Here is a 12108-nt window from a genome sequence, read left to right on the forward strand (position 1 = left end):
CGGCATTGGAATTGGCGGGCGGGCCATTTCCGCGGCTTAATTGCCGCGGCCTCATTGAAGCGGCCGCGTACAACTGCCTGCGCAGCGCGCTCGCCATCATTTCCGCGGCTTAATTGCCGCGGCCTCATTGAAGCCCATGTCGAGGGTCTCGGGCGCTGGCGGTGCGGGCTCCATTTCCGCGGCTTAATTGCCGCGGCCTCATTGAAGCACGGGCCTCGAACAGCTCGCGCTGCTCTCGGATGATTTCCGCGGCTTAATTGCCGCGGCCTCATTGAAGCCCCGGCAATACGCCGCATAGGCGCTCACCTGCGCTGCATTTCCGCGGCTTAATTGCCGCGGCCTCATTGAAGCAGCGTTCAGGACGCCGGCTGGTGCAGCGATTCCGCCATTTCCGCGGCTTAATTGCCGCGGCCTCATTGAAGCTCTGTCTGTCTGGCGGGAAACAGGCAAAAAGTCTGTCATTTCCGCGGCTTAATTGCCGCGGCCTCATTGAAGCAGGTCGATCATTCCGTCGAAGGTCGCGCCCTCGAAAATTTCCGCGGCTTAATTGCCGCGGCCTCATTGAAGCCAGCGAGGCTGAGATCGACCGATCGGTCGCGGCCGCATTTCCGCGGCTTAATTGCCGCGGCCTCATTGAAGCGCAACGAGCGAGCCAGCCCCTGGAACGGATGTGGAGATTTCCGCGGCTTAATTGCCGCGGCCTCATTGAAGCATCAGGACGGCCGCGACCGCTGGGCCGGCGACTGGATTTCCGCGGCTTAATTGCCGCGGCCTCATTGAAGCGATTTCCAGACGGCAATGTTGGCGATTCGGGCTGCATTTCCGCGGCTTAATTGCCGCGGCCTCATTGAAGCGCCCGGAGGTCGTGGAACCGCCAGTCGACCCCTAGCATTTCCGCGGCTTAATTGCCGCGGCCTCATTGAAGCAACGCACCAACGGGCGGCCGCTCGCTCTGCTTGGCGCATCTCCGCGGCCTAACCGGAGCCGGGAATGACAACGCATTGTCAGCCCGCCCATCCCATTTCTTTCCGCTGAGTGATTGCGGCAGCCTTACGGAGGTGATGGCCGACAACGCGTAGTTGTTATTCGCCGCATCGGCGGCCGCCTGTTCGACGCCATCGGCCCGCACGCCGTGTTCGAGATGGTCGGCACCATCACCGTGCTAGTCGTGCTCTTCGGCCTCTGGGTGCGCTGGAAGGCGCCCGGGCCGCTGAAGCCGGAGCGGGGCGGGGTGGAGCTGGGGGTCTGAGGCGGCCGGCGCCGCCGCGGTGTCGTGGAGCGTGCCAGCGGATTCACCGGCGCGATCGAGGGCCAGCTTCAGCAGCACCGGCCCCAGCATCTCGTTGATGCCGACGACACCGACGGCCAGGGTGGCAAAGCCCGCGCCAAATTCGGGGAACTCGCGCACGATCACCAGTGCCACGCCCAGCGCCAGCCCGGCCTGCGACACCATGCCCGACCAGCCCCAGCGGCGGATGAGCGGCGCATCGCCGGCGATGCGGCTGGCAGCCCGCGCGGCCACCAGCGTCACGACGATACGCACGCCGGCCAGGACCAGCGCCACCGGCCAGATGGCGGCGAAGCCCGGCAGGTCGAGGTGCGCGCCGGCGGTGGCGAAGAAGATCACGAAGACGATGGCGCCGGTGTGCTCCACGGCGTGCAGCAGCCGCTCGCCGCCCCGCGAGAAGTTCTGCACCGCGAACCCGGCCACCATGAAGGCGAGCAGCGGGTCGAGGTGGACATACTTGAGCAGGGCCGACATCGGCAGGCCCAGCACCAGCAGGATCAGCAGCAGGCCGCGCCCGCTTTCATCCTCCGCCGCGGGAATGGCGGATGCCGCTGCCGGGGCGCCGGAGGTGCTGGCGGCGACATTGCCGCCGTTGCGCCGCCGGCTGAACCACAGGTAGGTCGCGATGAGGACGCCCAGCGTGGTGCCCAGCGCCGTGCTGCCCAGTAGTTCGTGCCCCATTTCGGAAAAGATGGCGGGATCGAGGCCGGCAGAAGGGTCGATGCCGAGACGGGCCACCGCCAGGGCGACGGCCAGCAGCAGGATCACCACGATGTCCGACGACATGACGAAGGCCAGGGTCATTTCGCTCAACGGGCCCCGGGGCCGAAGCTGCGCGAACACGCCGAGCACGGCCGACGGGCTGCGGGTGGTCGCCAGCACGCCCCAGAGCAGGGCCACCATCAGCGTCGGCACCAGGCCCATGCCGTCGAGGAAGGGCAGGTGGCCGCGCAAGGCCACGAAGGTGCCGCCCACGACGACGATGATCGCCACGATCTGCAACAGATGGGCCCAGACGAGGCTGCGCGCGGCGCGGCGCAGGCTGTCGATGCGCAGCTCCGCGCCGCCGGCGAGCGCGATGAGCGCCAGCGCCAGCTCGTTGAGCACGCCGAGCCGTTCCACCGTGTCATGGTCGACGAAGGCGAGCACATGCGGGCCGACGAGGATGCCCGCCAGCAGATAGCCGGTGAGGTGCGGCAGGCCGACGACTTCGGCCAGTTCGCTGACCAGCGTGCCGGCCAGCAGGAGCAGGCCGAGTCCGGCCACGGCCGCGGGGACGCCGGATTCCAAGGTGTCGTTCGCCTGTTGCACGCCCCAGGCCAGGGCCAGCGTGGCGAGCAGCATCAGCAGCTGCAGGAGGCGCACCGACCAGGGCTTGTCCGCGGCGCTCATGAAGGCCGCGCCGTCGTGCGCAGGGGCTCCCGCCGGCCCGTGGCCGGCCATTCGCCCGCACGCTGCAGCTCGCGGCGCAGCGCGGGCGGCCCGAGCAGCTCGCCGACGAGGATGGCAGCGAGGCAGCCCGCCAGCACCAGTCGCCCGACCGGTCCCGGGAACTGAATCGCCACCACCACGCCCACGCAGAGGGTGACGGGTCCGCAGCCCATCAGTGCCAGGCCTGTCCAGGCAGTGGGCGCCACGGCAAGCTGCAGGTGCCGGCGCAGCACCGCCAGGGCCGGGAGCTTGATGGCCAGGCGCAGGGCCGGCACCAGTGCGACCACGATCCACAGGGCCTGGCCATCACGAAGGTCGAGCTGCGCGCCGGCCAGGGCCACCACCGGCAACAGCACGGGCCGCGCGGTGGAAGCCAGCATCGCCCGCAGCGAGGCGCCGTCGCGGGCCAGCAGGTTCAGCGTCACACCCATCACCGCGAGCGCCGCCGGCGCGGCCAGGCCGAGCAGCGCGGCCAGGCCGATGGCAATCAGCGCAGTGCCGAGCAGGATGCCCCAGCGCTCGGTCAGGCGGGTCTCCACCCGGGTGAGCGCGCCGGCCATGGCACCGGCAGCGATCCCCAGCCCCAGAGTGACCGCCAGCGCCAGCAGCGGCATGGCGTGTATCGCGGCACTCCCCGGCTGGGCGTCCAGGGCGAACAGCAGTGCCAGGCCGGCCAGCGGCACCATGTCGTCGGCGCTGGCGAGATCGCCCAGCGCATCGTGCAGCGGCCCGCCGGCCGCCAGCCGGTGCACACCCCAGAACAACGCCGTGCGGGCGGTCTCGCCGCCGGCGCAACCCAGCCCGATCGCGAGCAGCAGCCGCTCATTGTCATCGAGTGCCAGGAGCATCGGTCCCAGCCACCAGGCAACCAGGGCGATGGCCGCGAAACCGGCGAGGCTCAGCGCCAGGCCCAGCAGCAGGCGCGTTGCGGGGACGCGTCGCCGGTGGACATGGCCGAGTTCACTGCCCGCCAGCAGTGCCAGCCAGGAGGCGGCCACCAGGGTCAGCGGCGCCAGGGCATCGAGTGTCGGACGGGTCACGGCACCGAGGCCGAGCGGACCGACGAGCATGCCCGCCAGCAGGAACTCGGTACCCGAGGGCAGGCCCGACGCGCGCTGCCCTGCCGGGCGGGCGAGCGCGCCGCCCGCCCAGGCGAGCGCCAGCAACCCGGCGAGGATGGCGTAGGGACTCAAGATGCAGCGCGACCGCGCCGGGCGGCTTCGAGCTCGGCCAGTGCGGCCCACAGGCAGGCCGAGCGCGCATCGTCGGCAGGGCTGCTGATGGCCAGTTCGAGCGTGGCCTGGGTCTCGCCGATTTCCACCAGGCGCACCGCCTCGCCGCTGCCGAGCGGTGCGAGGGCACGCGCCAGGCGTGCAGCCAGCCCGGGCGTGGCCAGCTCGCGTTCGACCGGCAGCGAGATGACGATGAGCGGCATGTGCCCGTGCCTGCGGAGCGGATGCAGCAGCCGCGCCAGGTGCGGTACCCGCAGTTCGCTGCCGGCGGCATCGCGCAGCGTCATCTCCAGCAGGCCGAGACGCACCACCTGTCCGCTGCAGCTGCCGATCTCGATGCAGTCGCCCACGGACAGCCAGCGGCCAAAGAGCGTGGCGATGCCCACCATGGCCGTGGCGGCCAGCGGCACGGTGGCCAGGGCCAGCGCCGCCAGCACCAGCAGGCCCATCCGCGGTGCCGCACCCTCGGTGTTGCCGGTGATGACCGGGGCGACCAGCAGCAGCGCCAGCACGACCAGTGCGATCTCGACCAGCGTGCCGGTGGGCGCCGCGAGGTCCCGCGGCAGCCAGCTGACGGGCGTGGTGCCGCGGGCCACCTCGCGGAAGAACAGCCGCACCGCGCGCAGCAGCAGCGCCAGGGTGAGCAGCGCGAAGATCAGGATCACCAGCAGCGGCACCGCCGCCGCCACGCGCGAGGCGAGCGTGGCGAGGGGGCTGAGCAGGGCGCCGGTCAGCTGCCCGGTGAGGCTGCGCGTGCCCTCGAACAGCGAGAAGGTGGCGATGAGCCAGGCATAGACCAGCCCCAGCAGGGCGATCCAGCGCCCGACCGCGACCCCCAGCGACAGCGCCGTGCGCACCGTGGCACGCCCGAGCAGCTCGATGGCCCGCAGCCGCAGCGCCGGCACCTCCTCGGGCCGGGTTTCCAGCCAGTCCGCGGCACGATCGCACAGCTGCCAGGCCCGCCGCAGCAGGAAGACAGCCAGCACGGCGAACAGCACTGCGAGCGAGACGCCGAAAATGCCGCCGGCCACCGCACTGCGGGTGCGCTCCGCCTTGAGGGCGGCGCGGATTTCGGCGGCGATGCGATCGGCGTGCACGGCGAGGCTGGCGTCCCCCGCCAGTGCCGCATCCGCGGGCACCAGCTGCACGACAGGATGCGTGCCGACATAGATCGCCGCGGCCCCGCCGACATGCTCGATGCGCACCTCCTCATCCCGGGTGCCGAGCACGTCGTGCAGCGCATCGTTGGCGGCGCGTGCCCGCAGCGCGGCGCTGCGCCCCGCGTACTCCGCACGCAGGCTGAAGACGACGGTATCACCCACGCGCACCTCGGCGGGTCTGGTCGCGGGTGCCGCGGCCGCCTCGACCGCGGGCGGGGCGGCCTGCGGTGTGGCATCGGGAGCCTGTGCATGCGCCGCGGTCGCCAGCACGGCACAGGCCAGCAGGGCGATCACACTTCGTTGCAGTCGACGGTCCTGCCTGGCAGCGGGGGGAGGGTGGCGCGGGGTCAGCTCCATACGGGCCCTGTTCTCCGGACACGGCCCGCTGATTACACCACAGTCCGGCATGGACCGGTCCCGGCGGGACTACAGCTTCTTCAGCTGATAGATCGCATCCAGCGCCTCGCGCGGCGACATGCGGTCCGGGTCCATCCGGCCGAGCGCCTCGCGCAGCGGGTCGGCGACCGGCGCTGGGCGCAGGTCGAGCTCGGCCTGCGGGCGCGGCTGGCGATGCTCGCGGGTCTGGCGTTCGAGTTCGGCGAGATAGCTGCGCGCACGGCCAATCACGGTGCCGGGCACGCCGGCGAGCGAGGCGACCTGCAGCCCGTAGCTCTGGTTGGCCGGGCCGTCCCTGACCGTGTGCATGAAGATCAGCTGCTCGCCATGGCTGGTGGCGTCGAGGTGCACGTTGGCGCAGCCGGGGACTTCCGCGGCCAGCGCGGTCAGCTCGAAGTAATGGGTGGCGAACAGCGTGAGGGCGCCGATGCGCTCGCCAATGAAGTGCGCCGCCGCCCAGGCCAGCGACAGGCCGTCGAAGGTGCTGGTGCCGCGGCCCACCTCGTCCATCAGCACCAGGCTCTGCGCGGTGGCGTTGTTGAGGATGTTGGCGGTCTCGGTCATCTCCACCATGAAGGTCGAGCGGCCTCCCGCGAGATCGTCGGCGGCGCCGATGCGGGTGAAGATGCGGTCCAGAGGGCCGATGCGCGCGGCATCCGCCGGCACGAAGCTGCCGATGTGGGCGAGGATGGCGATCAGCGCGGTCTGGCGCATGTAGGTGGACTTGCCGCCCATGTTCGGCCCGGTGATCACCAGCAGCCGGCGGCCGGGGCCGAGCTCGAGGTCGTTGGCGATGAAGGGGCCCTCGAGGACCTGCTCGACGACCGGATGGCGGCCGGCGCGCAGCGAGAACACCGGCTCGGCGGTCAGCTCGGGCCGGCAGTAGCCGAGCTCCGCCGCGCGGCGCGCGAGGGTGTCGAGCACATCGGCCTCGGCGAGCGCCTCGGCCAGGCTGCGCAGCGCGGGCAGCACCGCCAGCAGGGCATCGAGAAGCTGCTCGTAGAGATCCTTCTCGCGGGCGAGCGCGCGCTCGCGCGCGGAGAGCACCTTGCCCTCGAATTCCTGGAGTTCCGCCGTCACGTAGCGCTCGGTCCCCTTGAGCGTCTGGCGGCGGATGTAGTCGGCCGGGGCGCTGGCGGCCTGGGCCCGCGTCAGCTCGATGTAGAAGCCGTGGATCCGGTTGTAGCCCACCTTCAGCGAGGGCAGGCCGGTGCGCTCGCGCTCGCGCCGCTCGAGGTCGAGGAGGTACTTGTCGGCATTGCCGGCGATGTCGCGCAGCTCGTCGAGCGCGGCATCGAAGCCGGCGGCGATGACACCGCCGTCGCGGACCAGCATCGGCGGATTGTCGACCAGCGCGCGCTCGAGCAGCGCGCGTTCGCCGACATGCTCGCCCATGCGCCCCGCCAGCATGGCCAGCAGCGGGGAATCGCAGGCGGCCAGTGCGGCGCGGACCTGCGGCAGGAGCTGCAGCGCGAGGCGCAGCTGCGCCAGGTCGCGCGGGCGCGCCGAACGCATGGCGACGCGCGCGAGGATGCGCTCGAGGTCGCCGATGGCCCCGAGCGTATCGGCCAGCCCGGCGGGGGGCTGTGCCTGCAGCACCTCGAGCGCCTGATAGCGCCGGTTGAGCAGCGCCTGGTCGCGCAGCGGCCGGTTGATCCAGCGGCGCAGCAGCCGGCTGCCCATGGGAGTGGCGCAGTGGTCGAGCACGCCGGCCAGCGTGTGCCCGGCACGCCCGGCCAGGCTCGAGTCCAGCTCGAGGTTGCGCCGGGTGGCGGCATCCATCAGCAGCGCCTCGTCGCGATGCTCGGTGCTGATGCGTTCGACATGGGGCAGCGCGCTGCGCTGGGTGTCCTTGACGTACTGGAGCAGGCAGCCGGCGGCGCGCACCGCCTCGACCAGCTCCTCGCAGCCGAAGCCGGCGAGATCGCGCGTGCCCAGCTGCGCGCACAGCGTGCGCCGCGCGGCATCGGCCTCGAAGTGCCAGGGTGGACGCTCCTTCACGCCCTGCAGGCCGGCGGTGGCCGTCGTGCCTTCCTCGACCAGCACCTCCGCGGGCTTGAGCCGCTCGAGTTCGTTGGCCAGCTCGTCCTCGCGCGCCAGCTGGGTGACGCAGAAGCGCCCGGCGGAGAGTTCCAGCCAGGCCAGGCCGATGGCATCGCGGCCGCGGCAGACCGCGGCGATGAGGTTGTCGCGCCGCGTCTCCAGCAGCGCCTCGTCGGTCAGCGTGCCGGGTGTCACCACGCGCACCACGCGGCGCTCCACCGGACCCTTCGCGGTGCGCGGGTCGCCGATCTGCTCGCAGAGGGCCACCGATTCGCCCTGGCGGACGAGGCGCGCCAGGTAGCTCTCCGCGGCGTGACAGGGCACGCCCGCCATGGGAATCGGTGCGCCGGCGGACTGGCCGCGCGTGGTCAGCGTGATGTCGAGCAGCCGGGCGGCGCGGCGCGCATCCTCGAAGAACAGCTCGTAGAAGTCACCCATGCGGTAGAACAGCAGCATGTCGGGGAATTCCGCCTTGATGCGCAGGTACTGCTGCATCACCGGCGTGTGCGCGGCGCTGTCGCTGGCGGGCTTCGGGTCGGGGCTGCTCATCGGGGACGCTATGGGAGGCTATTTGCGCACGGCGTGCAAGCCCCGCGACGGATTGACCGGCCCGGGTGCCGGCGGCAGAGTGCGCCGATGCATGTCGTGCACCTGGAAACCGGCCGTCATCCCTATGGTGGCGCCCGCCAGGCCCTCGTCCTCATGCGCGGTCTCGAGGCCCGGGGCATGGAGGGCACGCTGGCCTGCACTGCCGGCGGGCAGCTGGCCGCCGAGGCGCGCCGCCTGGGCCTGGCCCTGCGCGAGCTGCCGATGCGCGGTGACCACGACCTCGGCTTCATCGGCCGCTTCACCGCGCTGCTGCGCGAGCTGCAGCCCGACCTCGTGCATGTGCACAGCCGTCGTGGCGCCGACTGGTTCGGCGGCCTCGCCGCGCGGCGCGCCGGCATCCCGGCCCTGCTCACACGCCGCGTGGACCGCGACGATGGGCCGCTGTCGCGGCTGAAGTACCGGCCCTACGGGCGGGTGGTGGCGATCTCCACGGCGATCCGCCGGCAGCTGGAGGCAGCGGGCCTGCGCGCGCCACGCCTGGCCCTGATCCGCAGCGCCGTGGAACCGGCGCTGCAGGAACCGGCGTGGTCGCGCGAGCGGCTGGCCCGGGAACTCTCCCTCGATCCGCGCTGCCAGCTGGTCGGCTGCGTCGCGCAGCTCATTCCCCGCAAGGGTCATGCCGAGCTGCTGCAGGCCTGGTGCGAGATCGCGGCCGCCTGTCCGCAGGCGCGGCTGCTGCTGTTCGGCCAGGGGCCGCTGGAGGCGTCCCTGCGCCGGCGGGTGCGCAGGCTGGGCCTGGAGCGCTCGGTGCTGTTCGCCGGCTTTCGCCCTGATCTCGCCTGCTTCCTCGGGCGGCTGGACGTGCTGGTCCACGCCGCGCGCGAGGAGGGCCTCGGCCTGGCGGTGCTGGAGGCCGAGGCCGCCGGCGTGCCGGTGGTGGCGTTTCGCGCCGGCGGCGTGCCGGAGATCGTGGCGGACGGGCGCACCGGTTACCTGGTCCGGGCGGGCGACGTGCAGGCCCTTGCCATCGCGCTCGGCGGCCTGCTGCAGAACGAGTCGCTGCGCCGGTCTCTCGGCGCCGCCGCCTGGGACTGGGTGGCGCGCGAGTTCCGCGTGGCCGACATGGTCGAGGCCTATTTGACCTTGTACCGCGATCTGGTCGAGACTCCGTCGCGTTGACCGATCATGCCGGCAGCAAGGCAGGCAGACCGCCCATGACCGACTTCGACGCCCGGTCCACCGAGCTCGTGCAGCGCATCGCCGCGGCGCTCGCTGCCAAGAGTGCGCGCCTCGCCGTGGCGGAGTCCTGCACCGGCGGCTGGATCGCCAAGGCACTGACCGACCAGCCGGGCAGCTCCGCCTGGTTCGGCTACGGCTTCGTCACCTACAGCGACGAGGCCAAGCAGGCGCTGCTCGGCGTCAGCGCCGAGACGCTGGCGGTGCGCGGGGCGGTGAGCACCGATGTCGCCGAACAGATGGCCACCGGTGCCCGGCTCGCCAGCGCCGCCGAGATCGCGGTGGCGGTGACCGGCATCGCCGGCCCCGGCGGCGGCACCGCGGACAAGCCGGTGGGAACGGTGTGCTTTGCCTGGGCCGGGCCGGGCGTGCAGCTCATCAGCCAGGTGCAGCGTTTCAGCGGCGACCGCGATGCCGTGCGCCGCCAGGGCGTGATCGCCGCGCTGGAGGGCGTGCTGGTCCAGCTGACCGCGCCGTGAAGGGCGCAGCTGCGCCGGCCCGACGCCTGTTCTTCGCACTCTGGCCCGATCCGCCGGTCCGTGAGGCGCTGTGGCGGGAAACCCGGGAGGCGGTGCGTCGTTGCGGGGGTCAGCCGGTGCCGCCGGACAACCTGCACCTGACCCTGCTGTTTCTCGGCCAGGTTGCCGAAGCACGGCAGGCGACGCTGGTGGCCGCGGTGCGCCAGCTGGCGGCACCCCGGGTCGAACTCGTGATGGACCGCTATGGCTGGTTCGCGGCCGCGCGCGTGCTGTGGCTCGGCTGCGGCGAGGTGCCGGCCGCACTCGGGTCGCTCGCCCGCGATCTCGCCGGACTGGCCACCGCAGCGGGCCTGCGAGCCGATCCGCGTCCATTCCAGCCGCATGTAACTCTTGCGCGCAAGTTGCGGAATCCAGCCGATCTTGCGCCACCGCGGCCGGTGACCTGGCGCGCCAGCGGCTTCGTGCTGGCCGAATCGCTGGCCGGTCCCGCCGGCCCGCACTACGAACTGCGGGCCCGGTTCGCCGATTCCCGATGAACAGGCGGCTTTCGCTGGGTCACCGGCTGAGCCACATCTGTGGAATAATCCTTGCCATTCCCCACGACAGGCGGCGACACCCGGTCGCCACGGAAAATTCATGGACGACAATCGCAAGAAGGCCCTCGCGGCCGCCCTCGGGCAGATCGAACGGCAATTCGGCAAGGGTTCGGTCATGCGCCTCGGCGACGGCGGCGCGAGCCGCGACATCGAGGCGATTTCCACCGGATCCCTCGGCCTGGACATCGCGCTGGGCATCGGCGGCCTGCCGCGCGGCCGCGTGGTGGAGATCTTCGGGCCGGAATCCTCGGGCAAGACCACGCTGACGCTGGAGGTCATCGCCGAGTGCCAGAAGGCCGGCGGCACGGCTGCCTTCGTCGACGCCGAGCATGCGCTCGACCCGGTCTATGCCGAGAAGCTCGGCGTCAACGTCAACGACCTGCTGGTGTCGCAGCCCGACACCGGCGAGCAGGCGCTGGAGATCACCGACCTGCTGGTGCGCTCGGGCGCGGTGGACATCATCGTCGTCGACTCCGTCGCCGCGCTGACGCCGAAGGCGGAGATCGAGGGCGAGATGGGCGATTCCCACGTCGGCCTGCAGGCGCGGCTGATGTCGCAGGCGCTGCGCAAGCTCACCGGCAACATCAAGCGCTCCAACACCATCGTCATCTTCATCAACCAGATCCGCATGAAGATCGGCGTCATGTTCGGCAACCCGGAGACCACCACCGGCGGCAATGCGCTGAAGTTCTATGCCTCCGTGCGCCTGGACATCCGCCGCATCGGCTCCATCAAGAAGGGCGAGGAAGTCATCGGCGCGGAGACACGGGTCAAGGTGGTGAAGAACAAGGTCGCGCCGCCCTTCAAGTCGGCGGAGTTCGAGATCCTCTACAACCACGGTGTTTCGCGCGAGGGCGAGCTCATCGAGCTCGGCGTCAAGCACGGGCTGGTGGCCAAGTCCGGCGCCTGGTTCAACTACGGCCGCGAGCGCATCGGGCAGGGCAAGGAGAATGCCCGCGAGTACCTGCTCCAGCATCCGGAGGTGGCCCGGGAGATCGAGGGCAAGATCCGCGCCCTGGCCATGCCGAAATCCGCGGAGCCCCGCGAAGCCGCCTCTGCCCGCGACACCGAGGCCGAGCCCGAGGCTGCCGCCAGCGAAGCCTGACGAGCAGGGGGGTGCCGGTGTTCACTTATTGACCTTTCGGCCGGGTAATTCCCGCCAGGGACGCGACCGGTGCGAAAAGTCAATAAGTCAACACCGGCACCGGGTCGGTCGGCCCGGGCCGTGGCGATGGACCTGCTGGCCCGCCGCGAGCACTCGCTGGCGGAGCTGCGGGCGAAGCTGGCGGAGCGGGATTTCTCCCCGGAAGAGGCCGAAGCCGCGGTGGTGGCCCTCGCACGGGAGGGCCTGGCCAGCGACAGCCGTTTCCTCGATGCCTTTGTCGCCTCCCGTATCCGCAAGGGGCAGGGACCCATTAGAATCCGCGCCGAGCTGCGCCAGCGCGGCATCGACGCTGCCACCATCGATGCTGCCCTCGATGCGGCCCACGACTGGTGCGCGCTGGCGCGGGCGGTGCGCGCCGGCCGCTTCGGCGGAACGAGCCCGGTGGACGTGCGCGAGCGCGCCCGCCAGTCCCGCTTCCTCGAATACCGCGGCTTTACCTCCGGGCAGATCCGCGCCAGCTTCGGCAACAGCGAGGACTGAACCCGAGCTGCGGGGGTAGTGTCCTTGGCTGAGGCGCCCGGAGGCGGGTATCC

General features: G+C 71.4%; 9 protein-coding genes and 1 CRISPR repeat array. Of the genes, 5 read left to right on the forward strand and 4 right to left on the reverse strand.

Going from position 1 to position 12108, the window contains the following annotated elements; genetic code table 11:
* Positions 1–24: 24 nt before the first annotated feature.
* A CRISPR array of direct repeats spans positions 25–926; the repeat unit is 36 nt; unit sequence ATTTCCGCGGCTTAATTGCCGCGGCCTCATTGAAGC.
* A 236-nt stretch (positions 927–1162) separates the two neighbouring features.
* From HRU81_01225 to mutS, 4 genes are all read right to left on the reverse strand, one after another.
* Positions 1163–2680, reverse strand: coding sequence for a cation:proton antiporter (locus HRU81_01225; GenBank protein QOJ30838.1), 1518 nt, complete (start codon positions 2678–2680; stop codon positions 1163–1165).
* Positions 2677–3912: a hypothetical protein gene (locus HRU81_01230; GenBank protein ID QOJ30839.1), complete on the reverse strand. Its 1236-nt coding sequence runs from the start codon at positions 3910–3912 to the stop codon at positions 2677–2679. The genes HRU81_01225 and HRU81_01230 overlap by 4 nt, the downstream gene beginning before the upstream one ends.
* On the reverse strand, positions 3909–5405 hold the full coding sequence (locus tag HRU81_01235) for a mechanosensitive ion channel (GenBank protein QOJ30840.1): 1497 nt from the start codon (positions 5403–5405) through the stop codon (positions 3909–3911). The genes HRU81_01230 and HRU81_01235 overlap by 4 nt, the downstream gene beginning before the upstream one ends.
* 132 nt (positions 5406–5537) lie before the next feature.
* Entirely contained in the window at positions 5538–8099 is a 2562-nt protein-coding gene (gene mutS, locus HRU81_01240; GenBank protein QOJ30841.1) for a DNA mismatch repair protein MutS, read from the reverse strand.
* A gap of 87 nt (positions 8100–8186) precedes the next feature.
* Here mutS and HRU81_01245 point away from each other — a divergent pair, with 87 nt between their 5' ends.
* From HRU81_01245 to HRU81_01265, 5 genes are all read left to right on the forward strand, one after another.
* Positions 8187–9278: a glycosyltransferase gene (locus tag HRU81_01245; protein QOJ30842.1), complete on the forward strand. Its 1092-nt coding sequence runs from the start codon at positions 8187–8189 to the stop codon at positions 9276–9278.
* A gap of 35 nt (positions 9279–9313) precedes the next feature.
* On the forward strand, positions 9314–9814 hold the full coding sequence (locus tag HRU81_01250; protein ID QOJ30843.1) for a nicotinamide-nucleotide amidohydrolase family protein: 501 nt from the start codon (positions 9314–9316) through the stop codon (positions 9812–9814).
* Complete coding sequence (gene thpR / locus HRU81_01255; GenBank protein ID QOJ30844.1) at positions 9811–10350, forward strand: RNA 2',3'-cyclic phosphodiesterase; 540 nt, start codon at positions 9811–9813, stop codon at positions 10348–10350. Before HRU81_01250 ends, thpR begins: the two co-directional genes overlap by 4 nt.
* 100 nt (positions 10351–10450) lie before the next feature.
* Positions 10451–11515, forward strand: coding sequence for a recombinase RecA (recA, locus tag HRU81_01260; GenBank protein ID QOJ30845.1), 1065 nt, complete (start codon positions 10451–10453; stop codon positions 11513–11515).
* Between the two features lie 126 nt (positions 11516–11641).
* A complete protein-coding gene (locus HRU81_01265; GenBank protein ID QOJ30846.1) occupies positions 11642–12055 on the forward strand; it encodes a regulatory protein RecX in 414 nt (137 codons plus the stop codon).
* The last annotated feature ends 53 nt before the right edge of the window (positions 12056–12108 follow it).

The organism is Gammaproteobacteria bacterium, assembly GCA_015709695.1.
Lineage (GTDB): Bacteria > Pseudomonadota > Gammaproteobacteria > Steroidobacterales.

Coding starts and splice junctions, on each gene's coding strand:
- HRU81_01225 (QOJ30838.1), bottom strand. CDS start 2,680: ATGAGCGCCGCGGACAAGCCCTGGTCGGTGCGCCTCCTGCAGCTGCTG.
- mutS (QOJ30841.1), bottom strand. CDS start 8,099: ATGAGCAGCCCCGACCCGAAGCCCGCCAGCGACAGCGCCGCGCACACG.
- HRU81_01245 (QOJ30842.1), top strand. CDS start 8,187: ATGCATGTCGTGCACCTGGAAACCGGCCGTCATCCCTATGGTGGCGCC.
- HRU81_01250 (QOJ30843.1), top strand. CDS start 9,314: ATGACCGACTTCGACGCCCGGTCCACCGAGCTCGTGCAGCGCATCGCC.
- recA (QOJ30845.1), top strand. CDS start 10,451: ATGGACGACAATCGCAAGAAGGCCCTCGCGGCCGCCCTCGGGCAGATC.
- HRU81_01265 (QOJ30846.1), top strand. CDS start 11,642: ATGGACCTGCTGGCCCGCCGCGAGCACTCGCTGGCGGAGCTGCGGGCG.